31 protein-coding genes and 1 tRNA gene are annotated in these 25,377 nt (G+C 70.1%); 11 read left to right on the top strand and 21 right to left on the bottom strand.

The window, feature by feature from the left end; translation table 11 throughout:
- Nucleotides 1-152 precede the first annotated feature (152 nt).
- The 10 genes from ACZ7JA_RS08750 to ACZ7JA_RS08705 all read left to right on the top strand — a co-directional run bounded on the left by ACZ7JA_RS08750 (nucleotide 153) and on the right by ACZ7JA_RS08705 (nucleotide 7,794).
- Nucleotides 153-860 carry a DJ-1/PfpI family protein gene (locus tag ACZ7JA_RS08750; RefSeq protein ID WP_351661344.1) on the top strand — a complete coding sequence of 236 codons (708 nt, stop codon included), beginning with the start codon at nucleotides 153-155 and terminating at the stop codon, nucleotides 858-860.
- 32 nt (nucleotides 861-892) lie between these two features.
- Entirely contained in the window at nucleotides 893-1,186 is a 294-nt protein-coding gene (locus ACZ7JA_RS08745; RefSeq protein ID WP_351661341.1) for a putative quinol monooxygenase, read from the top strand.
- Nucleotides 1,187-1,208: 22 nt separating this feature from the next.
- Nucleotides 1,209-1,682: a VOC family protein gene (locus tag ACZ7JA_RS08740; RefSeq protein ID WP_393432853.1), complete on the top strand. Its 474-nt coding sequence runs from the start codon at nucleotides 1,209-1,211 to the stop codon at nucleotides 1,680-1,682.
- Nucleotides 1,683-1,718: 36 nt separating this feature from the next.
- Nucleotides 1,719-3,227, top strand: a complete 1,509-nt coding sequence (locus ACZ7JA_RS08735) for a GMC family oxidoreductase (protein ID WP_389451669.1) — start codon at nucleotides 1,719-1,721, stop codon at nucleotides 3,225-3,227.
- Nucleotides 3,228-3,315: 88 nt separating this feature from the next.
- Entirely contained in the window at nucleotides 3,316-3,741 is a 426-nt protein-coding gene (locus ACZ7JA_RS08730; protein ID WP_470807771.1) for an ester cyclase, read from the top strand.
- A gap of 4 nt (nucleotides 3,742-3,745) precedes the next feature.
- Nucleotides 3,746-4,351 (top strand): DJ-1/PfpI family protein, encoded by a 606-nt coding sequence (locus ACZ7JA_RS08725; RefSeq protein WP_351661330.1) that lies wholly within the window; start codon nucleotides 3,746-3,748, stop codon nucleotides 4,349-4,351.
- Between the two features lie 39 nt (nucleotides 4,352-4,390).
- Entirely contained in the window at nucleotides 4,391-4,777 is a 387-nt protein-coding gene (locus ACZ7JA_RS08720) for a nuclear transport factor 2 family protein (RefSeq protein WP_351661327.1), read from the top strand.
- Nucleotides 4,778-4,782: 5 nt separating this feature from the next.
- Nucleotides 4,783-6,012: a low temperature requirement protein A gene (locus ACZ7JA_RS08715; protein WP_351661324.1), complete on the top strand. Its 1,230-nt coding sequence runs from the start codon at nucleotides 4,783-4,785 to the stop codon at nucleotides 6,010-6,012.
- Between the two features lie 93 nt (nucleotides 6,013-6,105).
- A complete protein-coding gene (locus ACZ7JA_RS08710; protein ID WP_351661321.1) occupies nucleotides 6,106-7,632 on the top strand; it encodes an amino acid permease in 1,527 nt (508 codons plus the stop codon).
- Between the two features lie 89 nt (nucleotides 7,633-7,721).
- Nucleotides 7,722-7,794 (top strand) — tRNA-Lys (locus tag ACZ7JA_RS08705).
- A gap of 436 nt (nucleotides 7,795-8,230) precedes the next feature.
- On the opposite strand, the gene ACZ7JA_RS08700 is transcribed toward ACZ7JA_RS08705, so the two are convergent.
- Complete coding sequence (locus ACZ7JA_RS08700; protein ID WP_470807770.1) at nucleotides 8,231-8,590, bottom strand: hypothetical protein; 360 nt, start codon at nucleotides 8,588-8,590, stop codon at nucleotides 8,231-8,233.
- Nucleotides 8,591-8,741: 151 nt separating this feature from the next.
- Between ACZ7JA_RS08700 and ACZ7JA_RS08695 the strand changes: the two genes are divergently transcribed.
- On the top strand, nucleotides 8,742-8,984 hold the full coding sequence (locus ACZ7JA_RS08695; protein ID WP_470807769.1) for a GntR family transcriptional regulator: 243 nt from the start codon (nucleotides 8,742-8,744) through the stop codon (nucleotides 8,982-8,984).
- A gap of 98 nt (nucleotides 8,985-9,082) precedes the next feature.
- Here ACZ7JA_RS08695 and ACZ7JA_RS08690 read toward each other — a convergent pair whose 3' ends face one another.
- From ACZ7JA_RS08690 to ACZ7JA_RS08595, 20 genes are all read right to left on the bottom strand, one after another.
- A complete protein-coding gene (locus ACZ7JA_RS08690) occupies nucleotides 9,083-9,457 on the bottom strand; it encodes a hypothetical protein (protein ID WP_470807768.1) in 375 nt (124 codons plus the stop codon).
- Nucleotides 9,454-9,879, bottom strand: a complete 426-nt coding sequence (locus tag ACZ7JA_RS08685; protein WP_470807767.1) for a hypothetical protein — start codon at nucleotides 9,877-9,879, stop codon at nucleotides 9,454-9,456. The genes ACZ7JA_RS08690 and ACZ7JA_RS08685 overlap by 4 nt, the downstream gene beginning before the upstream one ends.
- Nucleotides 9,879-10,064 carry a hypothetical protein gene (locus ACZ7JA_RS08680; protein WP_470807766.1) on the bottom strand — a complete coding sequence of 62 codons (186 nt, stop codon included), beginning with the start codon at nucleotides 10,062-10,064 and terminating at the stop codon, nucleotides 9,879-9,881. Before ACZ7JA_RS08680 ends, ACZ7JA_RS08685 begins: the two co-directional genes overlap by 1 nt.
- A gap of 12 nt (nucleotides 10,065-10,076) precedes the next feature.
- Nucleotides 10,077-10,868, bottom strand: a complete 792-nt coding sequence (locus ACZ7JA_RS08675; RefSeq protein ID WP_470807765.1) for a peptidoglycan-binding protein — start codon at nucleotides 10,866-10,868, stop codon at nucleotides 10,077-10,079.
- 95 nt (nucleotides 10,869-10,963) lie between these two features.
- Nucleotides 10,964-11,140 (bottom strand): hypothetical protein, encoded by a 177-nt coding sequence (locus ACZ7JA_RS08670; protein WP_470807764.1) that lies wholly within the window; start codon nucleotides 11,138-11,140, stop codon nucleotides 10,964-10,966.
- 13 nt (nucleotides 11,141-11,153) lie between these two features.
- A complete protein-coding gene (locus ACZ7JA_RS08665; RefSeq protein ID WP_470807763.1) occupies nucleotides 11,154-12,569 on the bottom strand; it encodes an SGNH/GDSL hydrolase family protein in 1,416 nt (471 codons plus the stop codon).
- Between the two features lies 1 nt (nucleotide 12,570).
- Complete coding sequence (locus tag ACZ7JA_RS08660; protein WP_470807762.1) at nucleotides 12,571-13,512, bottom strand: hypothetical protein; 942 nt, start codon at nucleotides 13,510-13,512, stop codon at nucleotides 12,571-12,573.
- 11 nt (nucleotides 13,513-13,523) lie between these two features.
- Complete coding sequence (locus ACZ7JA_RS08655; protein WP_470807761.1) at nucleotides 13,524-14,681, bottom strand: siphovirus ReqiPepy6 Gp37-like family protein; 1,158 nt, start codon at nucleotides 14,679-14,681, stop codon at nucleotides 13,524-13,526.
- Between the two features lie 14 nt (nucleotides 14,682-14,695).
- Nucleotides 14,696-15,694 (bottom strand): phage tail family protein, encoded by a 999-nt coding sequence (locus ACZ7JA_RS08650; RefSeq protein ID WP_470807760.1) that lies wholly within the window; start codon nucleotides 15,692-15,694, stop codon nucleotides 14,696-14,698.
- On the bottom strand, nucleotides 15,695-20,047 hold the full coding sequence (locus ACZ7JA_RS08645; RefSeq protein ID WP_470807759.1) for a phage tail tape measure protein: 4,353 nt from the start codon (nucleotides 20,045-20,047) through the stop codon (nucleotides 15,695-15,697). It abuts the gene before it with no gap.
- 3 nt (nucleotides 20,048-20,050) lie between these two features.
- The gene (locus tag ACZ7JA_RS08640; RefSeq protein WP_470807758.1) at nucleotides 20,051-20,353 is read right to left on the bottom strand and encodes a hypothetical protein; all 303 of its coding nucleotides are present in this window, start codon (nucleotides 20,351-20,353) and stop codon (nucleotides 20,051-20,053) included.
- Nucleotides 20,354-20,481: 128 nt separating this feature from the next.
- The gene (locus ACZ7JA_RS08635; protein WP_470807757.1) at nucleotides 20,482-20,808 is read right to left on the bottom strand and encodes a hypothetical protein; all 327 of its coding nucleotides are present in this window, start codon (nucleotides 20,806-20,808) and stop codon (nucleotides 20,482-20,484) included.
- A gap of 104 nt (nucleotides 20,809-20,912) precedes the next feature.
- Nucleotides 20,913-21,572, bottom strand: a complete 660-nt coding sequence (locus ACZ7JA_RS08630) for a phage tail tube protein (protein WP_470807756.1) — start codon at nucleotides 21,570-21,572, stop codon at nucleotides 20,913-20,915.
- Nucleotides 21,573-21,631: 59 nt separating this feature from the next.
- Nucleotides 21,632-22,036: a hypothetical protein gene (locus ACZ7JA_RS08625; RefSeq protein ID WP_470807755.1), complete on the bottom strand. Its 405-nt coding sequence runs from the start codon at nucleotides 22,034-22,036 to the stop codon at nucleotides 21,632-21,634.
- Entirely contained in the window at nucleotides 22,033-22,371 is a 339-nt protein-coding gene (locus ACZ7JA_RS08620) for a hypothetical protein (protein WP_470807754.1), read from the bottom strand. Before ACZ7JA_RS08620 ends, ACZ7JA_RS08625 begins: the two co-directional genes overlap by 4 nt.
- The gene (locus ACZ7JA_RS08615) at nucleotides 22,368-22,712 is read right to left on the bottom strand and encodes a hypothetical protein (protein WP_470807753.1); all 345 of its coding nucleotides are present in this window, start codon (nucleotides 22,710-22,712) and stop codon (nucleotides 22,368-22,370) included. The genes ACZ7JA_RS08620 and ACZ7JA_RS08615 overlap by 4 nt, the downstream gene beginning before the upstream one ends.
- A 6-nt stretch (nucleotides 22,713-22,718) precedes the next feature.
- Nucleotides 22,719-23,276 carry a hypothetical protein gene (locus tag ACZ7JA_RS08610; RefSeq protein ID WP_470807752.1) on the bottom strand — a complete coding sequence of 186 codons (558 nt, stop codon included), beginning with the start codon at nucleotides 23,274-23,276 and terminating at the stop codon, nucleotides 22,719-22,721.
- A 1-nt stretch (nucleotide 23,277) separates the two neighbouring features.
- The gene (locus ACZ7JA_RS08605; RefSeq protein WP_470807751.1) at nucleotides 23,278-23,601 is read right to left on the bottom strand and encodes a hypothetical protein; all 324 of its coding nucleotides are present in this window, start codon (nucleotides 23,599-23,601) and stop codon (nucleotides 23,278-23,280) included.
- Between the two features lie 19 nt (nucleotides 23,602-23,620).
- Nucleotides 23,621-24,568 carry a major capsid protein gene (locus tag ACZ7JA_RS08600; RefSeq protein WP_470807750.1) on the bottom strand — a complete coding sequence of 316 codons (948 nt, stop codon included), beginning with the start codon at nucleotides 24,566-24,568 and terminating at the stop codon, nucleotides 23,621-23,623.
- A gap of 42 nt (nucleotides 24,569-24,610) precedes the next feature.
- Complete coding sequence (locus tag ACZ7JA_RS08595; RefSeq protein ID WP_470807749.1) at nucleotides 24,611-25,336, bottom strand: hypothetical protein; 726 nt, start codon at nucleotides 25,334-25,336, stop codon at nucleotides 24,611-24,613.
- Nucleotides 25,337-25,377 lie beyond the last annotated feature (41 nt).

Here is a 25,377-nt window from a genome sequence, read left to right as displayed (position 1 = left end):
CGGCCGGAAGTTCAGAAAGTATCCGCCGAAGGCTCCTGGGCCCTTTCCCGGGCGCGCTAGCTTCGCCACCAGAAGCCGGAAATTCCGCGCAGGCCGCCGAGTTCGGCGAATGCCGCGGTCCGGTAATCCCGGAGCGGACTGGAGAACAATCCATGGCTGAGATCAAGAGCATCGCGGTGCTCGCGTACGACCGGTGCAGCGAGTCGGACACCATCATCCCCTGGGAGATCATGATCGGTGTCGCGGTCTACCTGAAGGAGACGGCCGGCGAGGACATCGAGGTCAAGCTGGTGGCCCTGGAGGAGGGCCCGGTCACCATGCAGATGGGCGCCCGGGTCGAGCCGCACGCGGTACTGCGGGACGACGACCTGTACGACGTGCTGTACGTCCCCGGCGGCCGCGGCTCCGGCGCCGCCACCAAGAACGAGCGGATCCTCGACACCATCCGCCACCACCACGTCAACGGGAAGTTCATCGGGGCCAACTGCGTCGGCGTCGGCATCCTGCAGCGCGCCGGCATCCTCGGCAAGACCCCGGTGACCTGCAGCCCGCCCATCTCCCGGCGGCTGAAGGAGGAGGGCGCCAATGTGGTGGAGCCCCGCCGCATGTGGCTCGGCGCGCCCGAGGACCGCATCTGGACCACCGCCGGCGCCGCCTCGATCAACGCCGGCACCCTCGCGATGGTCAACCACCTGTTCGGCGAGGAGGTCGGCCACGAGATGTCGATGTGGTTCGACACCCGCGCCGCCGAGGGCTACTCCCTGTTCGGCGAGCTGGGCACCGAGCTGTTCGCGTACCCCGGGGCCGAGGCCAAGATCCAGGACGAGACGGCGGACATCCTGCTCCCGCCGCTGCACTGAGGCCCCGCCCGCCGAGCGGAACTGGAGGACCAGTGATCACGTGCACCACAGTCCTGGACGTCGCCGAGGGCAGCGAGGAGCCCTTCGAGAAGGTGCTGAAGCTCCTGGTGCGGCAGGTCCGGGCGAACGAGCCGGGCACCCCGGTGTTCGAGTTCGTACGGCACCGGACCACCCCCCGCAGGTACCTGGTCGTCGAGCAGTACGTGGACGACGCGGCGCTCGCCGAACACAGCGCCAAGGAATACCTCAAGGAAATCGTCCCGGAGATGCTGACGTACCTCGCACGGCCGCCGCAGCTCGACGCGTACGACCCGGTCGACGAGTGAACGGGAATCACAGGGAGCGGACATGAGCGAGCAGCCCTACTTCCACATCGGCGTGGTCGTGCCCGATCTGGAGAAGGCGATCGAGTACTACGAGCGGACGCACGGCCTGGAATTCACCAAGCCCGCGCACGTGACGAATCCGCGACTCGAGGACCCGCACCCGCACGAGCAGGTCGTGCACGTCGCCTTCTCGAAACAGGGCCCGCCGTACTACGAGCTGATCGAGGCCGACGGGGACGAGGGGATCTTCTCCACCGCCAACGAGGGCCGGATCCTCTACCTCGGCCTCTGGGAGCCGGACATGGAGGGCCGGCTCGGGGCGCTCGCGGCCGAGGGCATCGGCGTCGCGGCGGCCTCGCGGAGCGCGGAGGGCGCCACGCCCGGCTGGATCATCACGGAGCCCGACGCCCTGGGAGTCCGGTACGAGTACGTCGATCTCGCGGAGAAGCAGGCCATCGAGACCTGGATCGAGACCGATGAGTTCCCGGGTCTGTGAACCCGGCCCCGGTAGCGGTCCCAAGAGGGAGAACCCATGAAGTATGACCACATAGTCGTCGGCGCGGGCTCCTCGGGCGCCGTGCTCGCGAGCCGACTCACCGAGAACGCCGGCGTCAGCGTCCTGCTGCTGGAGGCCGGGCCCGACTGGGCGGACGTCTCCGAGATCCCCGGTGACATCACCAACGCGCGCACCGTCTCCGTGGAGGACCACGACTGGGGCTACAGCGCCGAGGCGGTGCCGGGCCGGTCCCTCACCTACGCCCGCGGCAAGGTGGCGGGCGGCTGCTCCGCGGTCAACGGCGCCATCGCGCTGCGCGGCATCCCGGCGGACTACGACGAGTGGGCCGACCTGGGCAACGACGAGTGGTCGTGGCGCTCGATGCTGCCGTACTTCACCAAGATCGAGGACGACCAGGACTTCGACGGACCGTTCCACGGCAAGAACGGCCCGACCCCGATCGTCCGCCACACCCGCGACCAGCTCGTGCCGTTCCAGGCCGCCTACCTGGAGGCCTGCATCGACCAGGGCTTCGGCTACGTCGCCGACCACAACGACCCGGAGTCCACCGGCGTCGGCCCGATCCCCATGAACCGCCGCGGCGACCTGCGTGTCTCCACCGCGGTCGCCTACCTCACCGAGGCCCGCCGCCGGAAGAACCTCACCATCCGCTCCGGCGCCACCGTGCACCGCGTGCTCTTCCAGGGCACCCGGGCGGTCGGCGTCGAGGTGGAGACCGGCGGCCGGCTGGAGAAGGTGTACGCCGACCACGTCACCCTTTCCGCCGGCGCCCTCAACTCCCCGGCGATCCTGCTGCGTTCCGGCGTCGGCCCGGAGCAGCGGCTGCGCGCCCTCGGCATCGAGGTGGTCCTGGACCAGCCGAACGTCGGCGAGAACCTGATCGAGCACCAGCAGATCACCGTCGGCCTGCTGCCCCGCGAGGGCGTCACCGACCCCGACGACCCGGACGTGCAGGTCCTGGTCCGCTACACCAACCCGGGCTCGCAGCACTTCAACGACATGCAGATGTACTTCGTCAGCCGCTACGTCCCGGTCACCCACCGGCCGATCAGCGTGATGAGCGTGCTGCAGAAGCCGGAGTGCCGCGGCCGGGTGTCGCTCGGCAGCGCCGACCCCACCGTCCAGCCGGACATCTTCCTCAACTCCTACGGCACCGACGCCGACCGCGCCATCGCCCTGGACGGCGTCCGCCTGGCCTGGGACATCGCCAACTCCAAGCAGATCAGGGACCTCTCCAGCGGTCTGTCGGACAAGCTCACGCAGGCCCAGGTCGACGACGACACCGAGCTGCTGCGCTACATCCGGGAGAACTCCGCCACCCTGTGGCACCCGGTCGGCACCGCGAAGATGGGCCCGAGCGGCGACGAGAGCGCGGTCGTGGACCAGCGGCTGCGGGTGCACGGCATCGAGAACCTGAGCGTGGTGGACGCCTCCGTGATGCCCACGCACGTCAGCGCCAACCCCAACCTGACCTGCTACGTCATCGGTGAGCGCGCCGCCGGGTGGTTCCTCGCGGACGCCTGAGCCACCGGACGGCCCCGGACCGCCGCGCGACCTTCCGGCGGCGGCGGTCCGGGCCCGTGATCCCCGCCAAGACTGAGGAGTTGACCCCATGGCCGAAGTGTCCGACGAGGGCTCCAAGCTCGTCCGCACCTACTACGAGCAGTTCCTGACCGCTCCCGGCGACCTGCGGATCGCCGACGAGATCCTCGCCCCCGACGTGGTCTTCGACAACCCGATCTCCCCGGACGGCATCCACGGCCTGCCGGCGTACAAGGAGTTCGCGCTGCGCTGGTACGGCGGCTTCCCGGACCGCGTCTTCACCATCGACGAGCTGCTGGAGCAGGGGGACAAGGTCGCCGCGTCCTTCACCATCACCGGCACCCACCTCGGCGTGTTCATGGGCGTGGCCCCCACCGGCGAGCCGATCACGGTCCGCGGCGCGAACATCTTCCGCATCGAGGACGGGCGCATCAAGGAGGTCCACGCCTTCTTCGACCCGCGCCAGCTCCTCGGCCCGCTCGGTCTGGGCGGCTGACCCGGTGCCGGCGGCCAAGGGCCGGATCGCGGTCCTGATCGAGGAGCACTTCGACCCGTCGGAGTTCCGCGACTTCAACGCGTACTTCCCCGGGCGCGGGTACGCCGTCGACTACGTCTCCCACCTGTGGGGGCAGCCCTCGCTCACGTTCGGCAGCAACCCCGACAACGGCCGTGTCGAGGAGCACGTCACCGTCACCCGCGAGGTCTCCGCGCTGGACCTCGCCGACTACGTGGGCGTGGTCCTGATCGGCGCGTACGCCATGGACCGGCTGCGCTACCAGGTGGAGGTGCCGGGCCCGGGCAGCCGCAACAAGGCGCCCGCGGTGGAGTTCCTGCGGGCCGCGATGGCCGCGCCGGGCCTCAAGGTCGGCGCCATCTGCCACTCGCTGTGGCTGCTGTGCGCCGACCGCGCCCTGCTCGAGGGACGCAGGGTCACCTGCGCGCACAACATCGTCTGCGACGTGGAGAACGCCGGCGCCGAGATCGTCTACGCGGACGGCGGCACCGCCGACCTGGTGGTCGACGGCGACCTGATCACCGCCAAGCACCCCCAGGTGACCGGCGACTTCATGGCCGCCTTCGTCCGCGAGGTGGAGGCGCAGGCCTGACCCCGCACGCACCGCCCGACACCTACGTACGGAGAAGTCATGCCAGACCAGCAGCAGATCCGCGCCGCCGTCGAGGGGTACGCGGAGAGTTTCGCCAAGCGGGACCGGGAGCGGTTCACCGCCCTGCTCGCCGCGGACGTCGTCCAGCACGAGCCGGTCGGCGCGCCCGCCAACCGGGGCCGGGCCGCGGTGACCGCCTTCTTCGACGGCGTCTTCGAGGTCGTCGACCGGGTGGAGTTCCGCGTCACCGACGTGGTGGTCAGCGGCGACGAGGCCGCGTTCACCTTCCACATCACCGCCCACAAGAAGGACGGCGGGGTCGTGGAGGACCGCGGCATCGACACCTTCCGGGTCGGCGACGACGGCCTGATCACCGAGATCAAGGGCTACCACGACGACGCCCACACCCAGGTCGCCGGGGGCTGACCGGCATGCGGGGGGTGGGCGCGCCGGAGGCGGGCGTCGCGCGCGGCACCTACACCGGCAAGGTGCGACTGCACCGGGGGCGGGTGCGGCTCAGGGTGCCCGAGGAGGGGCACCACCGGGCCGCCTCACCCCTGGAGCTCTTCTTCGACCTGGTCTTCGTGGTGGCCGTGGCCGAGCTCACCGAGGTCCTGCTGCACGCCCCGACCTGGGCGGGCGTGCTGCGGTTCGGGGCGCTGTACGTCCCGATCTGGTGGGCCTGGGTCGGCTACTCCTTCTACGCCGACCGCTTCGACAACGACGACCGGATCTACCGGCTCATCATGATCGTCGCGATGATGGCGGTGCTGTCGGTTTCCGTGGCGGTGCCCCGGGCGTTCACGGGCACCGCCGGAGCGAAACGCTTCGCCCTCGGCTACTTCCTGGTGCGGCTGATCCTGCTGGGCCTCTACCTGCGGGCGCACTACCACGTGCCCCGGGCCCGGACCCTGACCACACGCTTCCTCCAGGGGTACGGGCTCGGCGCGGCGATCTGGGGGGTGTCGGCGCTGCTGCCCACGCCCCACTGCTACCTGCTGTGGGGCGCCGGCCTGCTGGCCGAGCTGCTGACACCGATCCTGTCCGCCTCGGCGGTGGCGCGGGTGCCGTTCAACGCCTCGCACATCCCGGAGCGGTTCGGCCTGTTCACCATCATCGTGCTGGGCGAGGTCGTCGCCCTCAACGCCATCGGCATCGCCGCCAGCGGGCTGCGCGCCGAGACCATGGCCGTGGTCGCGGGCTCCTTCCTGATCGCCGCCTGCCAGTGGTGGCTGGTCTTCGACCACGTCGACCCCTCACCGCTGCGCCAGTGGCGGCTCACCGGCCAGGCCTACGTGTACGGCCACCTGTTCGTGCACGGCGGCATCACGGTGACCGGCGTCGGCGGGCTGCTCGCCGCGCAGGCCGCCAACGCACGCGGCCACGGGCACCCGGCGCTGGACGGCGGTCCGGTGCTCTGCTTCGGCATGGCCGTGTTCCTGCTCGGCGTCGGCGGCATCCACCTGCTCAACGTCGGTCTCGGCGGCGATCTGCGCGCCTGGTCCCGCCTGGGCCTGGCCGCGGCGTTCACCCTCCTCGGCCTGGCCGGCGGCGGCCTTCCGCCCCTGCTGCTGGAGGCCTTCCTGGTCTGCGGCCTCTCCTGCCAGATCCTCGTGGAGACCAAGGCCCCCGCGGTGCCCCACACCCTGCACAGCCCCTGACGGCACCGCACCCCACCGACGACACCCGGATCCACGCCAGGGCGACATCCGTGTGACGCATGTCACGGGGCGCGAAAGGGAATCGCTGGGGGCATGACAGAAGACGCGATAGCGACGAGTGGCACGGACGGGCCGTCGGACGAGGAACGGCTTGCCCAGCTCGGCTACACCCAGGTCCTCGCCCGCCGTATGTCGGCGTTCTCGAACTACGCCGTGTCCTTCACGATCATCTCGGTGCTGTCCGGCTGCCTGACCCTGTACCTGTTCGGCATGGTCACCGGCGGTCCCGCGGTGATCACCTGGGGCTGGGTGGCGGTCGGCCTGATGACCCTGTTCGTGGGGCTGTCGATGGCCGAGATCTGCTCGGCGTACCCGACGTCGGCGGGCCTGTACTTCTGGGCCCACCGCCTGGCGCCGCCCCGGTCGGCGGCGGCCTGGGCCTGGTTCACCGGCTGGTTCAACGTGCTGGGCCAGGTGGCGGTGACGGCCGGCATCGACTTCGGCGCCGCGTCCTTCCTCGGCGCCTGGCTGAACCTGCAGTTCGGCTTCGAGGTGACCCCCGGCCGCACCGTCCTGCTCTTCGCGGCGATCCTGCTCCTGCACGGCCTGCTGAACACCTTCGGCGTCCGGATCGTCGCCTTCCTGAACGGCGTCAGCGTCTGGTGGCACGTCCTGGGCGTGGCGGTGATCGTCGGCGCGCTGGCCCTCGTCCCGGACCACCACCAGACGGCGTCCTTCGTGTTCACGAAGTTCGTCAACGAGACCGGCTGGGGCAGCGGCCTCTACGTCGTCCTGCTCGGCCTGCTCATGGCCCAGTACACCTTCACGGGCTACGACGCCTCGGCCCACATGACCGAGGAGACCCACGACGCCTCGACGGCGGGCCCCAAGGGCATCGTCCGCTCCATCTGGACCTCCTGGATCGCCGGCTTCGTCCTGCTCCTCGGCTTCACCTTCGCCATCCAGTCGTACGACAAGGAGCTGGCCTCCCCGACCGGCGCGCCCCCGGCCCAGATCCTCCTGGACGCGCTGGGCGCCACGGCCGGCAAGCTCCTGCTCCTGGTCGTGATCGGCGCCCAGCTCTTCTGCGGAATGGCCTCGGTGACCGCCAACAGCCGCATGATCTACGCCTTCTCCCGCGACGGCGCGCTGCCCTTCTCCCGCGTCTGGCACACGGTCAGCCCCCGCACCCGCACCCCCGTGGCGGCGGTCTGGCTGGCCGCGCTCGGCGCCCTCGCCCTCGGTCTGCCCTACCTCATCAACTCCACGGCCTACGCGGCGGTGACCTCGATCGCGGTCATCGGCCTCTACATCGCCTACGTCGTCCCGACCTTCCTCCGGGTCCGCAGGGGCGCGGCCTTCGAGCGGGGCCCGTGGCACCTGGGCCGCTGGTCGATCCCCGTCGGCCTGGTCTCCGTCACCTGGGTGGCGGTCATCACGGTCCTGTTCATGCTCCCCCAGGTCTCCCCGGTCACCTGGAAGACCTTCAACTACGCCCCGGTCGCCGTCCTCGTCGTGCTGGGCTTCGCCGCGACCTGGTGGCTGGCCTCGGCCCGCCACTGGTTCCTGCGACCGGCCGTCACCCGCGCCCCCGAGCCGGCCGGAACGGTCGAGAACTAGTCACCTCCCCCACCCGACGCGGCCGGGTCGCCGATACCCGATCGGAGACCCGGCCGCGTCCGGCTATGCTCGGACAGGCAACATCGCCTGGGCCCTTAGCTCAATTGGCAGAGCAGTGGACTTTTAATCCATTGGTTGTGGGTTCGAGTCCCACAGGGCCTACAGGAACACCCCCAGCTCAGAGGCCTCCGAGCTGGGGGTGTTGCCGTTCTGACGGGGCTTCAAGGCTGTCTGCTGGCCCGAAGCTGGCCCGAGAGTCGATCGGTCACCCACGGAAGAAGCACTGCGGCCCAGCCGGATCGGCGTCCGGCTGGGCCGCAGCATCCCCCGGGGGAGGGTTGGTGGGGCCGCCCTGCGACGGGGGCGCAGGGCGGCCGCTATCTCCGGCTGACTCCCGATTCGCCGTCAGAGAGTCAGCCGGAGGTCTATGGCCATTGAAGGCCTACCGCGTCCGTGGGGTCCCGGCGGCCGATGTAGTAGCTGCCGTGCTTCCCGCGATGCCCCGGCGGCCTGGTGCAGTGCGCCGTCCTGCTCGGGTGCTTGTGCCCGCAATAGCCGGCCGCGCGGAGAGCGGCGAAGCCTGGGTCAGTGGCGCTCATCAGCAGCCATCCGAGGCGAGCCGATTGATGGCCGCCATCTCGCGGCAGTCCTGCGGTGCCACCTGGCACACCGGGCAGTCCAGCGGGTGGACGCGAGCCTCGCGGATGGCGGCCCGGCGCCCGCACGAACGGCAGGCCCGGGGGAAGCCGGTCATCTGCTCGCCGTCGATCTCGTACCGGCGGTCGCCCAAGGGGATCGCGGTCTCAGCAGTCAGCCGTTCGGGGCACCACACGCAGAGCGCTCCGCGTCGCTGCGCAACGGTCAGGACGTTCATCTCGGGGACGGTAAGCATGGACATCACACCGAAGTCCACGGTGAGGCTCGCCGGCGCTTGCTGCTCGGCGGTACCGTGCGCCATGTCGACTCTCCCTCGATAGTCGGCCACACCCCCGGGCCGGTCGCACGGTCGCGGGGGTCTTCCACGCTTCGACGCTACCGCTACTTGTCAGGTGCTGTCAGGTCACGTCACCTGGCGAGAAGCATTGTCGTAAGACTCCTACGGTCGATATATGACCGTGGATCTCGACGGGCCTGAACCCCTCTACGAGCAGATCGCTGCGGTCCTCGCTGCCCGCATCGGCGACGGCACCTATCCGCCGCGCCGCCGCATTCCCTCCGAGGCCGGCATCTGCGACGAATTCAGCGTGTCCCGGCCGACTGCCCGGGCCGCGGTGCAGCTGCTCACCGAGCGCGGCCTGGTCCAGACGGTACGGGGCAAGGGAACCTACGTGGTGGACAGCCCGCAGACATGACGGAACGCCCCCGCCCTCCCCGTGCAGGGGAGAGCGGGGGCGTATGCGCGGGAACAGGCGTCCCGGGCCGGCCTCCCACACCGGGGCCGGTCCGGGGCTCAGAGTCCCACGTCGTGCAGGTAGGGGCGTGCCTCTTCCGGGACTGGTTCGGGCGGTGGCGGCGGCTCCAACTGTGCCCGCCGCGCGAAGCCGACCAGCACGCGGACCCAGCCGACCAGGTAGCGGATGGCGACGTCCTGGGCGGTCATGCGGTCGCGGTCCCGCTCCGATTCTTCCTGCTGCTCATCGATGCGGCGCTCCAGCCGCTCGATGTGCTCGCTCAGCTTGTCGGTCACCGCGGTGAAGTCGTCGCGCCTGTCGGCGCCGCGGGACCGGGGTTGACGACGTCCGACTACGGTGGTGAGTACGCCGCCCATCGCGGTGACGATGGCAACGGCGAGCGCGCTGAGCGCGGTCAGCATCTCAGGTCTCACGCGGGGTCCTCCGGTCGTGCGCGCGGCGGCTCGGCCCAGCCGATGGCCACCAGGTTCACGCCGCCCCAGGCCCCAAAGATGGAGGCCACGACCCAGCCGCGAGGTGACTCGTCCAGCGGCCACCAGGACAGGAAGTAGGCCATCGCCCAGGGGGTGGCGATGAGCCAGACGGCGAGGAAGCCGGGCCAGTCCTTGCGAGGCGGTAGCCATGCGCAGACCAGGGCGATGGCACCGGCGGTGGCCCATGCCCAGCCCCAGACGTCGAGCGGCCACAGCTTCAGCAGCAGCGCCAGCCCGATGCGGTCCCCGGTCGGCGCGAAGACCTGGCCCATGCCGTAACAGACGGCCATCACGCCCTTCAGGGACAGGAGTGCGCCACGGCGGCCCAGCTGCTGCCGAAGCCGCCGAGCCGCCGGGCGCATCAGACGTCTCCCGGCGTCTGCTTGTTGGGCACGTACCAGGTGACGCCGTACGCGCCGAGGACGGCCACGGCGATGGTGATGCCCTCGGCGGCCGTTACCTGGCCGTCCTGCACCGCGGTCGCTGCCGCAGCGGCTCCTGCCGCCAGGCCGCCGACGATGGCCTTCAACACCTCACTGATCTTCATGCGTGCGTCCTCTCAGACGTTGGGAACGTGGAGCTTGGCCCAGGAGGTGGGACCCGGCTTGCCGTCGGCGTCACTGCCCGCGTAGCCGAGGTGGCGCTGCCAGGCCGCGTAGGAGCGTTCGTCGCCAGATCCCCAGACGTCGGCGTTGGCGTCGGACTGGTAGCGGCCGCATCCCACGGCGACCAGGCGCTTGTGCATGGCGGCGATGACCGGTGAGCGGCGGCCGGCCCTGAAGAAGGTGGCGCCGGGGAACGGCTCGTACTTCGGGGCGCTCTTCGACGGCTCGGCAGTGGTGGTGCCGCCCGGGCGAGGTGCGCCCTTCTGCACCCAGGCGTACAGGGCGGCGCCGGGGCAGGTGGTGGCATAGCCGTCGCGGTGGCCCTTGATCTCGGTTCCGGCGCCGTGCTTGCGGAGCAGGTCGATGCCGTCGCGGATCGCGCCGAGCATGGCGTCGGTGGGCTTGGTCAGGCCCTCGCTGCCGACCAGGCCGACGATCGCGTAGTGCGCGATGTTCAGGGGCTGGTTGCCGTTGGCGCCGGTGCGCTTGCCGATGCCGCGGCCTTCAAGGAGGTAGCCGTGTGGGCAGGCGCCGTAGTTGTAGGCGATGTCGCTGTAGTTCTCGGCCTTGTTCGCCAGGTGCGACTTGCGGATGGCCTTCCACTCGGCGATGCACGCGTCGTGGTCGGTGAGCAGCTTGGTGCTGACCGGGCTGCCCTCGTAGTGGACCTTGACGCCCTTGGTGGACGTCTGTGTCGGCGCGGCCGACGCGGGCCAGCCGAGCTGGGCGCGGGTGACGAGCTTCAACGGATGCTCCAGGGATGACGAAGGCCCCGGCCGGGAGGTCGGCGCGGGGCGGTGGCGGTGTGCTGCGAAGCGGGCTCGGGTTGGGGGCCCTTGCGCTAGCTGTCGGTGAGGGAGATGAAGCGGTCGCTGCCGTCGGGCAAGCGGACCGCGAGGCGGCCGTCGACCTGGTGCAGGATGAGGCCGCCGATGCTGACGCCGTAGCCGTCCGTCACCGCGATCGGCGCTGGGACCGGCCTCGACTCCGGAGGTGCGGCGGCCGTAGTGAGTGGCATCCGAGCCTCCAACTCAGGCAGTCAGGACGGGCAGGACGGCGTCGGCGATGGCCTGGTGGCCCGCGTCGGAGGGGTGCACGACGTCCGTGCCGGGCGCGCCGGCGTTGGCCGAGTCGCCCCAGTAGCCGAGGCTGGTCCAGTAGCTGTAGGAGTTGCGTCCCAGGGGCCAGACGTTCACCAGTGCAGCCCCGTAGGCCTCCGCGAGGCCGCGAGCCCTGGTCAGGTATTGGCCGTAGAACGTGCCGGTGGTGTAGTTGCCTCGGTGCTGGAAGAGGAACAGCAAGTCGGTCGCGCCGTCGTTGACTGCCTTGAAGGTGGACAGCGTCGAGATCACGTTGCTGACCCAGGTGTCGACCGCGACGCTGGCCTGGGCGTCGTTGATCGCCAGCGAGTAGATGATCAGATCAGCGGCGTTGCTCGAGCCGCCGTTCCACAGGGTGTTACCGGTGCCGCTGGTGAAGAACGTGGACGTAGACGCCCCGCTGCGGCCCATGTTGTCCACGACGATGCCGGACGCGTTCTCGGCGCTCACGCCGATGAGCTGGAGCCTGGCCCCGCCCGTGCCGTTGTACGAGATGACGACCGTGTGGTCCCCGGCAGCGAGTCCGGTGATCGTCTTCACCTGGACCGTGCCGGTGGAGAGACCGGGGTCGGCGACGGCGACCGCGGCAGCCCCATCGATCTGGTAGGTGTAGCCGGCGTTCGGGGTGTTCACCCCGGCCAGGGTGTAGATGTTGACGGTGGTACCGCGGACCTTGAACGTGGCCGTGGCGGCAGCGGTGGCGTACATGCTGCTGACGGCGGGCCCGTAGAAGAGGCCGGTGTCCGTCCATGTGCCCGTCGTGCTGGTGATCGACCCGTTCGCCCGCCAGAGAGCAACGGTCGCGTCCCGGCCGGCCCCGATGAACTCGGCGGAACGGTTGGCGGAGAACATGCCGCTGCCGCCGTCGCCGTAAGAGCCCTGCAGGGCGGTGCGGACGATGCCCACCCAGCTCTTGCTGAGGAGATCGCTGGACCAGTAGCCGTAGGTGATCGAGTCGCCGATGCACATCAGCTTGGCCTTGCCCCCGGACCGGGCAGCGTCCCTCTTGGCCTTCCAGGAGTCACCCCAACCGGGCGGCACGTACAGGCCCTTTCCTACAGTCGGGGTGGCCGCGCCATGGGCGTCCAACCAGGCGCGCGAAGAGCCGCCGGCGTCCGCCCACATGCCAGTGACCCCGTCAGGGCCGGAGAACTGCGGCAGGAGCCCTTGCTCATCGGTGGTGACCTGGGTGATCGAGTCGCTGGCGCCGTTGCGGAGGTCGGTGTACTGGACTCCGCCGACCGGAGCATTCCAGAAGGTGACGGTCACGCCGGGCGCGACGCCCCACAGGCCATCGGTCGGCCGTACGACGTAGTCCGCCATAGTGGCGCCGAACAGGTAGCGCATGTCACACCGCCCAGCTGATGCCGGACACCGGGAGCACGAAGTCCCCGGTGGCGATCGACGGGTGGTTGATCAGCCATACCTGGCCGGGTCGGGACTCGTGCGCGTCGGAGTAAATGGCAAACCTCGCGATCTCGGTGCCGGTGCAGTACGCCAGTCCGTACTGGTCCCGGGTCGGGTGCCGGTAGGCGGAGGGGATGAGGACAGGCAGCTGGGACTCGGTGGTCGCGCCGAGCGTGCCGCCCGCGCGCTTCATCGAGCCGAGCCGGAGATGGACGGCCCCGTTGCGCTTCTGCAGAACGGATTCGACCTCGTTCGTCCACGGCGACAGGGACTTGTTGATGCCGATGACGCCGGAGTCGTCGGAGACGACCCGCCAGACGGCGCCGTCCCACACGCGCAGGACGCCCGTGTCGGTCTCGAACGCCATCTCGCCTGCGGCCGGGGCCGGGTTGCTGGTGGACGACGTGCACGGGCGGACGCGGGTGCCGACGTACAACTCGCTGCGGGTGACGGTCACGCTGAAGGACCCGCTGATCACGCGCACCTGCGCCAGGGGGATCTCATACACGCCGGTGTCGCCGGTGTCCTGTGTGAGCGCCGGCGGGCCGGACCCCGGGGTGCCCGCCTTGACGACGGCGCGGACGGTCCAGGTGGATCGGTCCAGGCGCAGGATCACGTAGTCGTTGCGGATCTGGCCGCTGGTGTTGAGGCCGATCGACAGGCTGACTGCGTCGGGGCCGGAGGTCCAGGCGTGCCCGCGGACGCTGGCGTACACGTTGGGGCGTAGGTTCACGCCGAGGCCGGTGCCCGCGGTCACGACTGCGGTGTCGGCGGGGCTGCCGTAGACGCCGTCGCCGGAGAAGCGGGCGGCTATCTTCTCGTACTCGACGTCGTTGACCACCCGGCTGTTGTGGGCCGGGCTCGGCCAGGAATCTTGCGCCACGCGAGCACCTCCTATCGTGTTTCGAGCCGGCCGAGTCGGCGGCCGAGCGTGCGCAGGGCTTTGACCAGCTGCGGGTCGGTGGTCGCGTCGGGGGATCCGACCAGGGTCGTGACGTACTCGCCGGATTCAGGGGTTGCCTGCAGGTGGATCGAGCGCACGAGGTCGGCGACCTCGACGCCGTACGGGAGCGCCACGGTGACTTTGTCGCCGAGGTCGAAGTCTCTGCCTGCCTTGAGGTCGGGCGTATCGACAGTGACCGTGGCGAGCTCGACCGGGGCGGCGCCGCCGGCGAGCTCTTCCTTGCCTGCCTGTGTGAGCTCACCGTTCGTGTCATTCGCCGCCGAGCCATCGACGTACTTCTCGACGCGCCACCACGTGGCGGCCGCCGCAGCGTCGGCGACCTGAAGGTGCGTACGCCCCGTCGTGCCGAATGAAGGCTCCGTACCGGCTATCAGGGCGTGTGTGACGGTCGGCGCCGACTGCTTCGACTGGATCGCGCGCAGGTTCCCCAGACCGATACTGAATCGCGCGGTCGCTGTACGGTCACGGGGCGCGTAGCAGCCGAAGCGGATCTGCCCGACGTCCTGCCGCGTGCGGAATCCGATCCCGCCGTCCACAGCGATGCGCCTGCAGACGTCCAACAGCGGCTCGAATCGCGTACTGACGGTCGACACGGTGCCGGCGCCGGTGACGTCGTCCAGGATGAGCCCGGGGATTCGGCGCTCTGCGAGGGCTCCCGGCCCGCAGTTCTCATCGACCAGGCTACGGATGATCGCTCCCGCGTTCGTGCCGGTGATCTGCCGATAGGTGTTGGCGGGCTGCGCTGTCCACGCGCTGGCCGGGGCAGGCCATGTGATGTAGCCGGCCACGGTGGCGAGGTCGTCGGAGAAGTTGATCGTGACCTTTCCCCACCCCGGCTCTTCGCTGACCGACCACGAGAAATCGGCGGGGATCTCCATAGGGCCAGCCATCCACACAGCGCCATCGCGGATGACGACCAGCCGGTTTCCGGGCTGGAGTTGGGCCATGACGTCTGGCCGTGCGGGGACGTCGACGCTGCCCGAGCCGGGCTCGTTGAACTTCTTTGTCGCGTCGAGGTTCGTCCAGACGTCGATGGGGTCGCCCTGCACGACCATGTTCCGGTTCGTGATGAGCAGCTGCACGGCCACCCGCCGCCCCCCTTTCAGGCTGTCTCGTATCGAGGGCTGAACGCCAGATCCACCGCCGAGCCGGGCCCGGATCCCTCGATCTGGAACGTCACCTCGTTGTCGCCCGGCTCCAGCCCCCACAACGTGGCCGAGGGCCAGTTGAGCGCACCGACCCAGTTCGAGCCGTCCTGATAGCGCACGGTCGGCGGGTCGGTGGAAACGGTGACCCGCTCCCCGGCGGCCAGGTTGCCGTGCCCGACTGCCGACGGGCTCAGAGCGAAGGACTCAGCGAAGGTCTGGCCGTTGACCTGCCACGTGCGGGTGAAAGTGATCAGGCTCGCGGGACCGGTGATGGTCCACGTCGGCCACACCACCACATCGCCTGGGTTGGTCACGGTGGTCGCGCCGAGAACCTGCGATGACGAGACGGTCGGGTAGGGCACAAAGAAGTCGGTCAGGCTGCTGGCCTCGCGGTGCACGGCGTTCACGGTCGGGTCGATCCAGTACGGGTCCTCGCACCACAGCGTGATCGCCGCGGCGTCCGAGACGATCCCGGACCCTTTCGTGCCGCGGCCCTCGAACCCCTCCTGGTAGTAGACCGCGATCCGCCGGCGAGACCCGTCCGGCCGGGTGATCTCCAGCCAGCCGGGCCCGTCGCGCAGGGTCCGCGTGAACGCGGTCGCGAGCGCCCGCCACCTGGTGACGAACTGCATGTGGTCGTCGCCGTAGACGTAGAGCGGCCACACGATCGCCCGCGGCTGTGGTTGGGCGTAGCGCAGCCGTGCGCCGCCGCGCGGGTGGGCGTCGGTCGTCAGCGCGTACCCAGCCGCACCGAGCCCGGACACGCCGGCGGCGAGGGTGAACCAGCCGGCGGCCTGGTCACTGAGCGGCCACACCGTTCCCGTCGGGTCGGTATAGGTAGCGGTGGCATTCCCGACTTCGGGCAGCGGCAGCGGCGTACCCCCGCCCCCGCCCTCGCCGGGCGGTGGCCCGGTGTCGGGCGGGGTGACGACCGGCGCGGTAATCAGCGGCATTTAGCGTGGCCTCCCCACTCTGGCGAGTGCGTCCTGTTGGCGCTGCAACAGCTCCAGGTCGCGCACGGTGATGTCAGCCGTGCGGGCGTAGATGTTGTAGGTGTGGCCGGGCTGCGGTGCCGGCTGCCCGCTGCTCGAGCGCGGCGTGACCCGTCCTGCTGTCTGTCCCATCCGTGCGGCTGCCGACTCGATCGCCGGGCCCGCCGCGGCCATGCCTGCCACCAGCCCGGCCCCGAGGTCGGCGCCCGCCTGCTTGCCCTTGCGGGACGGCGAGTGTGCGTCGATGCCCTTCTTGGAACGGATGGCCTTGATGGCGCCCGCCCCGAGCTTGGCCATGGCCGCCTTGATGGCTTTTTCTTCGGCCAGCAGCCCGGTCAGGAATCCCTTCGCGCCGGACTTCCCGGCGTCGAACATGGCGTCTGCCGTCGTCCGCCCGTAGGACGCGCTGAGCTTGGCGCCCGACTTGGCCATGGCGTTCAGCTGCTTGACCTGTGCAGCGCTTGCCCCGGCCAGCAACCCAGCCAGGCCGCTCTCCGGGCCCATGGCCACCACCTGGCCGATGAGGTCCTGGGACAAGCCCTTCTTGGATAGGGCGGCGATCGAGGCCTGACTGCCCTTCAGCGTTGACTGCCGGCCCCCCATCCATGACAGGACATCGCCGACCGTGGCGGCCGAGGACAGGTTGGACAGACCCAGGAAGTCCTTCGCGGACTTCGCCTGGTCGGTCGCCGCCTGCCGGGCCTCAGCGATCCGGCCGCTGACGGCGTCGCGCCGCTTGGCCAACTCCTGCAGCTTGGCGGAAGCCTTGCTGATCGAGGCCGTGAGGGCCTTGCCGCCGATGCCGGCCGCCTTCAGGTCCTTGGTCAGCTCCCCGGCGGCCTTGGCGATGTCCGCTGCCGAGCCGGTCAGTGACTTGCTGAAGGCCTTCAGGTCGCCGGGGATCTCCTTGGTGGCCTTCTCCTGGGCGGCCGTCCGGTACTTCCCGGACAACTGGGTGCCCTTGGCGAAGCCGCGGGCGCCGAGGCCCTCCCACATCCGCATGGAGTCGGCGTGGTTGTAGACCTGCTCGCCGCCCCGGAAGCGGACCAGCTCCGGACCCAGCTCCCCCACCCAGGCGAGCTCGCCGGCGCGCGGCTTGCCGCCGGAGGCGTAACCCTTGGCCGCGAAGCCGTAGTGGTGGGTGAACAGGCTGTCCCGGTAGGACCGGGCTCGGGAGCCGATCACCACGCCGTCGCCGCCCCGCGACTCCACGTTGACCCCGTTCAGGGTGCCCGCGGTGTGGCCGACGCCGGAGTTGGTGACGCCGATCATGTAGGGGGAGCGCTTGTTCAGCACCCAGCCGGACGGGGCGGTGGCGCCGGAGAAGGCACCGGTCGCCCAACGCCTGTGCGGGGACTGGCCGCGGATGACGGACTCAATGGCTGAGACCAGACCGCTGCAATCCCAGGATGGGTTGCCGTTGCCGCCCCACTGGTATCGCTTCCCGGCCTGGGTGCGGGCCCAGGCCAGGCCCTTCTTGAAGCCGCCGCCGCCGATGCCGGCCGCTCCCAGCTTCTCGTCCGCCTTGCCGGAGTAGCCGACGATGTCCTTGATGATCCGCTCCGGGATCTTGGTGATCATGTCCCGGTACAGGGACGCCGAGCCGCTGATCTTCTCGATGAGCGGCCGAACCACGGCGTTCAGCCCGGCCTCGGCGGAGGCCTTGACGCCGTCCTTCAGCCAGGACACACCCGACTTCGCTAGGTCGCCCACCTTGGACGTGGCCGAGCCGACCCAGCCGAAGATGCCGCCCTTGGCGAAGCCGCCCTGATACTGGCTCAGTGACTGGCCGCGCATGGCGGCCGCGTTCACCGCGTGCAGGCGGGCGCGCTCGTAGGGGTCGCGCATGGCCTCGGAGACGTAGACGCCCTCGCCCTTGCGCATCGGCACCAGCTGGTCGTCGCCGCCCCGGTACGACGACATGCCGGGGAGCACGCCGCCGCGCGCGAACCCCTTGGGGTGAAACTCGCTCAGCTGGGGGGCACCGAAGGCCTTGGCGACCTTGTTCCACACCTTCACGATGCCGCCGTTGTAGACGGTGTCGATCACGAACTTCACGGGGGCCTTTGCGATTCCGCTGATCTTGTCCCAGGCCCGTTTCACGGCCTTCTGCCCGGCCTCGAAGGCGTCACCGACCTTGCCGACCGCCGACTTCAGGGACTCGAAGACGGGCTTGATCCCGGAGTTGTAGACCGTGGAGATCACGGACTTCATGCCGGAGAGAGCAGGGGAAACGGCCTTCTGCCAGAGCCACTTGAACCAGCCGCCGATCTGGCGCAGGCCGGCCATGAAGAAGCCGAAGATCGCCTTGGCTCCGGCCCACGCGACCTGTGCTCCGGCGACGATCCAGCCCAGGACCGGCTTCACGGCGTTCCGCCAGAGCCAGGCGAAGACCGCGCCGAGCTGGCGCACGCCGGCCATGAAGTAAGCGAAGACGACCTTCGCGCCAGCCCACCAGAGCTGAGCTCCAGCGGCGATCCACCCGAAGACGGGCTTGATCGCGTTCGACCACAGCCACCCGAAGACGACACCGAGGGCCTTGACGGCCAGGTAGATGGGCCCGAAGACCACGATCGTCAGGATCGTCGCCAGGATCCGGGCGCCGGTGGAGATGGCGGAGAAGGTGGGGGAGAGCACGTTGGACCAGAGCCACGACGCGGCGGTGCCCACCCACTTCAGGCCGGTCATGAAGCCGTCGACCATGGGCTTGATGCCGTTGGTCCATAGCCACATCGCCCCGGCCTGGATCGCCGACCAGGCGCCTAGGACGATGTCCCGGAAGGTCTGGCTCTTCTTCCAGGCGACGACCAGGGCGACGCCGAGAGCGATCACAGCGATGGCGACCAGCACGAACGGGTTCAGCGACATGACGGCGTTCATCAGGGCTTGCACGGCGGCCCAGGCCCGGGTCACGGCCATGACGCCGCGCACCGCGATGGAGTAGGCGGCCATCACGCCCATGGCGATGCCGGTGGCGATGGCGTTGGCGGACATGGCCAGGGTCAGGCCGGCGACGATGACGGCGAGCGGGGCCAACCATGCCCCGTACTGGCGGATCCAGGAAGCGGTCCCGGAGATGACGTCTGCCACGGTCTGGATCACCGGGGCCAGGTGGTCGGCCAGCCACATTGTCACGGTACGCACCGGTGGCAGGACGTCGTCCAGCAGGAACGTCCCGAACTTCAGCAGCGCGGGCAGCGCGTAGCGGGAGGCCGCCGCGCCGATCGTCATAAGCGCGCGCCGCTTGAACTGCTCGAACTTCGCTCCGGCGTTGTCTCTGAGGTCGTCGCCGGCCTTCTTGGCGGCGCCGCTGACCTTGCCCAGGGCGTCGGTGGCCTTGGACGGGTCCAGGCTGTAGAGGGCCTGTGCCATGTCCTCGGCCTTGGTGCCGAATAGGGCGACCGCCGCGGTGTTGCGCTTGACCGGGTCCTTGATGTTGCGGAGCCGGTCAAGGACGGTCTGCAGGCCGTCCGAGGCGCCCTTGCCGCCCTTGGCGATCTGGGCCGTCATGCCCTTGGCGGACAGCCCCAGAGCCTTGAAACCGTCCGCGGACGCCGTGCTGCCGTCGGTGGCCCGGATCTGGAATTCCTTCAGGGCGTCGGCGACCACGTCGGTGTCTCTGGCGCCGTTCTTCATGCCCTGCGCCATCAGGCCGGTGGCGGTCTGCGCCGACAGTCCGAGGCTGCGGAAGATCGTGGAGTACTCGTTGAAGGTGTCGGCCAGGTCATCGGCCCTGGGGCCCATGACCTGGAAGCCACGGGTCATCACGTCGAACGCCTCGTTCGCGTTCTTCGCCAGGCCCGTCTTCACCAGCTGGCCGGCCGCGTTGGCCGCCTGCCCCAGGTCGACCTCGAACAGCTTGCTGACGTCCTGCACCTTGGTGCCGATGCTGGCCAGCTGCTTGGTGGTGGCCTTCTCCGGGGCGAGGCCTGCGGACATGATCGCCTTGATGGCGTCCGCGCCTTCGTCTATGGACTCGGTGACCGCGCCCGCGTAGAGCTGGCCGGCGGCGTTCCCGGCCCGCTGCGCCTCCTTGGGCGACAGGCCCAGCTGTGCCTTCAGCTTGCCGGTGGCGGCCGCCTTCTCCAGTTCAAGGGCGACGCCCTTGGCGACCAGGGCCCCCGCTGCCGCACCGGCGGCGAGGGCTCCGGCCTTCATCTTCCCGCCCATGCTGGACATCAGGCTCTCGCCGCCCTGCTCGCCCGCGCGGGTGGCGGACTGGCGGACGGGCTCTTCGAGCTGGCGGCGGAGCTCGCGGCGGAACTCCGCCATTGACGGCAGGACGTCCACCCACACGGATGCGGCGCGGGGCATGGCTCACCCCTTTTCTGCGTAGTCCGGTGTGACCTGGGCGACGATCCGCAGGTAGCCCGTGCGGGCGTCCGCGGCTTCCTTGCGTGCCTTCTTCTGCCGCTTCTTCTTCTCGCCTGGCGCCTCCGGCCGCCACACAGGCTCCGGGTAGGGCTGTGGCGCGGCCTTCTCCTCACGGTTGGCGTTGCCGAAGTCGATGCGGGCGCGGGCCTGCAGGTCCAGCAGGTCGGCCAGCATGAACTCGAGGTGACGCCAGTGGTGGCCCAGCTGGGCGCGGACCAGGGCCCCGTCTGAGGGGAGGCCCTCCACCAGTACGCGCAGGTGCCGCAGCGTGATGCGGCCCTGGAAGAAGGCCCGCAGGGGGCCTCCCTCGCCGTACTGCTGGTACTGGTGGCACAGGTCCGCTTCGACGGCCTCGGGATGGTTTCCGAGGACGTCTAGGACCGTGTAGGGCGGCCCTTCTTGAGGGCTCCCTTCATGTCCTCCATGGCGGCCATGCGGATGAAGTTGACGTCCGCCGGGTTACCGCCTGCCTCGATGAACTTGGTGTACTGCTCGGTGCCCAGCATCGCCTCGGCGGTCTCTTCGTCCGTCTCGGCGTCGTCCACGGCCCGGGTCCACTCGGCGGGGGCGAACATCGGGTGGGGCATGGTGAAGACCTGGCCGCCGGGGCCTTCGAACTCGATGTCCTCGCCTCCGACGGCCTCGGCGTACTGCTGCCGGACGGTCTCCAGGACGTAGCGCTTGCGGTTGGGCTTGCTCATGGGTTCGTCTCGCTTCTGGGTGGCCGGTGGGTGAGCGGGTGGAGGCACGGCGGACGCAGGGCTCACCCGGGTCCGCGTCCGCCGTGCCGGCTTGCGTGGAGACGTCACGGGGTCTCAGCGGGCGCGAGGTCGCGCCAGCCCGGGCCGTCGATCCAGGTCACGGAGTCCGTACCAAGGACGTCATCGATGTACGCCTGGTAGGTGACGCCCCGGCTGATCTCCGCGGTACGCGTCCACTGTTCGTCCTCGCGGCCGGTGCGCAGCGCACTGGGGAAGTGCCGGACGATGTAGATGGCGTTGCCCGTCTCCTTGTTCAGGTCCTCGGCGATGAACAGCAGGCGCCTGTACAGGGTGGGCGGAGTCTTCGGACGGGACCAGGTCCAGGTCGCCGTGCCCAGGGCCGGCAGAGAGCCCGCACCGCTGAGCGGGAGGTTCTCGTAGAGCGCCACGGCGGCCATGTTGGTCTCCTGCGGCACCCAGGCCGCGGTCGCCGTGTCCGTCTCGACGTCCGACCGCGTCGGCGAGGCGGACTGCCCGGACTCCACGTCCGAGGTCGACAGGTCACCGGAGAAGGTAACGCCGTCGGTGGTGGTGTAGCCGGTCGGAAAGTAGCCGGGCGGCAGGGCCTGGAGCACACCGCCGGCGTCGAACGGGTTGGACACGGCATCGGCGGAGGCGTCGGCCGCGAAGATCGCGTACCTGAGTGCCTTGCGGATCAGCGACTGGCGCAGTTCCGCGATGGTGGAGAAGTCAGCGGCGGCCATGCCGCCCCCCTTCCATGACGAAGCCCCCGCGCGGGCGGAGGCGTGCGGATGATTGCGCGTCAGGCGGGCGCCTGGGCGCGGCTGGTGAGCCGGTAGGTGGCGACCGCCCGGCGCAGCGCCGGGTTGCCGTAGTCGACGGGAGCGGGCCGCATGTCGCTGGAGACGGAGTCGATGACCAGGCCTCCGGAGCGCTGGCCAGCCAGGGCGAGCATGGTGGTGTGCACGGCCCGGGCCAGGTCCCACATCGCTGTGCGGGTGGCGGCGAAGGACTCCACGTCCAGCAGCGTCTCGCCGGTCGTGGAGTCCTCGCCGCCGCCCGGGGTGACCTGCACCTGGACCAGGGGAACCTTCTTCTCCAGGTCGGCAGGCAGCTCGTTGACGACGCGAACACCGACGTGGCGGCCGCGGAGCCAGAGCGCTGCGGCCTGCTCGATGTCTCCCCAGTCCAGTTCCGGCCAGGTCACGGCCGGTCCGAACGGTGACGGAAGATGGTCTCCGGCTGCACGCCGGCCGCCCGGCCCAGCACGCGGCGGCGCTGCGTGTTGGTGCTGCCCCACTCATGTGCGGAGGCATCCGCGCGGGTCGCCTCCACCTTGGCCACCGGGCGACCGGACGGGCGAGTCTCGTCCTTGACGCGGATCTCATCGGCGAAACCGTCGTCTATCTCGGCGGCGGCGATCGTCTTGGCCGGGCCTGCGATCTCAGCGGCCTTGTTGTGCAGGGCCGCCCGGACCTCCGGCAGGCGCATGATCTGTTCCAGGCCGCGCTGGTCGAAGACGACGCGGGGTCGGCTGCTCATCCCTTGTACTCCTTCAGCACGGCGGAGGTGTGGGCGAGGAACGGCGAGACGGAACGGGCCTGGCTCGGCGAGCCGTCGACCTCATACGCGATGCCGTCCACCCGGATCAGGTCGGTGGCCGTCAGCCCCATGCCGGGCGGCCCGAAGAACTGCCAGCGGGACACGATCCGGTCGCTGGCACTGGTCAGGTACTCCGCCGAGTCCAACGGCTGCACCGAGCAGTTGGCGACCTGGACGGGGTCACCCTGGATCCAGGCGTCGTTGCCGCGGTCGTCCTCCCCATAGCGGCGGGGGATGTGCTCCACGGTCTGGTCCAGCAGCGGCGACTGACCGAAGACCACCTGACGTCACCTCCCCCAGCGTGAGGTCAGCGTGGCCGACGGCCGGTAGCGGGCCAGCTTGTCGATCTCGACCTGGGCCAGTGAGGTGGCCAGGGTCTCCGAGGCGAACGTGACCGACCGCTGGCCGGTCGCCTCCTGCCGTAGGTTCTTCGGGTTGACGCAGGCTCGCGCGGCGACGTCGAGGACCAGGCCCACGATCTCCATGGGGACCACGGGCCAGCCGTACGTCCACGTCACCAGCGCGCGCCTGGACGACCAGAGCCGGTGGGACAACCGGACGCCGTCCCCGTCCTGGTCCCAGTCGCTGGCCCGGATCAGGGTCACGCCGTCCACGTCGACTCGGTCGACTGACTGGACGGGGCCGGCGAGCGGGATCCTGCCGTCCTCGACCAGCCTGGACGCGGTGGAGGTGCGCACGGTGAAGCTGGTCTTGGCCTCACGCCGGACCATGTCCGAGGCGATGTCCAGGGCCAGGCTCACCGTGTTCTCCGGGGCGCTGCCCCGCGGCACCTGCAGCCAGTCTTCGAGCTGGGCGACGGTGGCCAGCGGCGGCAGCGCACTCACGTCAGCCGCCCTTGACGGTCGACTCGCCCGTCTCGATGTTCCGCTCCACGGTGACCTCGGTCCCGTCGGGGCGGGTCGCGGCGTAGGTCTCCGTGCGGTCCTTGCCCTTGCGGGCCGCCGCCGTCTTCTTCGGCAGCGGCAGCACGGCGTTGACGGTGCCGTGCCCGGCCTGTGCGGCCGCCCCCTTGTCCGGGGTGGCCGAGGTGGCCCGCTCGTCGGGGTCGGTGGTGTCCGCTGGGCCGTCGCCCGGTGCGGTCGTGGACGGGGCGTCCAGGTGTTCGTCCAGCCGGGTCTCGTCCGGCGTGCTGCTGCTCTTCGCGGCCATGGGCCGTCTCCCTTCAGGGTCAGGCGTTCAGGACGCCGCGGATACGGGCGGCGGCCTTGCCGCCGAAGACGGCCATGCCGCAGTAGAACTCCAGGCGGGTCCGGTACGCCGGCTTCTCCTGGAGCTCGCCGAGGTCGTAGGCCTGCACGCCGCCGTTGGTCAGGCCGGTGACGGCCCGGTCGCCTTCGTCCTGGCCGAAGCGCACGACGTAGATGGACGACGCCGTACCGGCCGCGGTCCCCTGCGTCTCGGTCTGCGGCAGGATGTCCACGCCGGCCGCGGTCTGGCCCGGGTCCAGCAGCGGGATGCCGTTGTAGGTGGCGATCATCTTCTGGGTGAGGGCTTCGCGGACCATCTCGACGCCGCCCAGGCGTCGCGCCGAGGACTTGACGCGGGCGATGGCGGCCGCGTTGGCGTAGATCGCGCCGTTGGACCCGTTGATGCCCGGGACGCGGGCGATGGCGGCGTCCAGGACGTCGAAGAAGTCGTGGCCGCCGGCCACCGGGCCCATGCCGTTCGTGGCCGCGTCGATGACCTGGGCGCCGGTCAGTCGCTTCTTCAGGCCGTCGAAGCCCTTGGGGTCCACGGCCACGTCGCCGTTGAAGAACGTGTCCTGGAACTTGTAGCTGGCCGCCTTGACCTTCATGCGGGTCTGGACGGCGCGCTGGTCGTTGAGGTTGCCACGGGTGCGGACGATGAACTTGTCCACGTCCGCGTCGCCACCGAGGATCACCAGAGACTCGCTCTTCTGGTTCACGGTGCCGGTGCTCTCGGTGTACGCCTCGTTGACCGAGCGGAACGCCACGCCAGGGAGGGTGGCTTCCTCGTTGTAGGCGTAGGCGTTGCCCTCGATCGACAGCAGCGGGATGCGGTCGAGGATGGAGGACTCCTGCACGAACGTCTCGATGACGCCCCTTTGGAGCTGGGTCTGAGACAGCTTCGCCGCCTCGACAAGGGTCACGGCCACAGCGGGCCCCTTTCGTCAGGTGAGACCCGCTGTGCGGGCCGCTTACTTGGTCTTGGATTCGGTGGCGTAGGCGTGCCGCAGGCGGCCTAGGCCCGGCTCGACGTCCGCGGGCGGGGGCGTCTGCTGACCGCCGCCGCCGACGTCGCCCCAGCCCTGCCCGGCGCCGTTGGCGGCCAGGTAGGGCTTCTCCTTCAGCAGGTCTTCGATCGCCTTCTTGATCTGCTTGGCGTCGGGGTCGCCGTCCTCACCGATCTTGATCTTCGCCAGGTCGATGAACTTCGGGGCGTCGGCCGGGTCGGCGAGCTTGCCGGCCGCGGCGGCCTTCACCTCGGCACGGATCAGGCGGGCGTTGGTGTCCGCCGTGAGCTCGTCCCTGATCTCCTTCTTGAGTGTGTCGACGTCCGGGGCCTGGTCGCCCTTGCCGTCGTCGCCTTTGCCCTTGCCGTCGCCGCCCTCCGGCTTGGGCTTACGGCTGAGCCTGGCTTCCAGCTCCCGGACGCGAGCTTCGGCCGCCGCGCGAGCGTCGCGCTCCGCCTGCAGTGCCTTCTTCCCGCCCTCGCCCAGCTTGCCGTCGTCCCCGTCTCCGCCGTCTCCGGAGCCGCCGCCGTCGCTGCCAGATCCTCCGTCACCTCCGGCGCCGCTGCCGGACCCGGAGCCGCCGCCGTCCCCGCCGTCGGCGTACAGGACCGCACCGAAAGGGCCGGTGCCGTAGGGGTGGGCCCAGCCGCCACCGATGACGGACAGCCGGTGCTTGCGGGTGTGGAGCATCGCGCTCCTCCTTCTGTGGGTGATCCGCGCGGCATCGCGCC

Source organism: Streptomyces sp. NPDC038135 (genome assembly GCF_055601245.1).
Note: the sequence above shows the minus strand (reverse complement) of the source record. Positions and strands in the feature narration are given on the sequence as shown.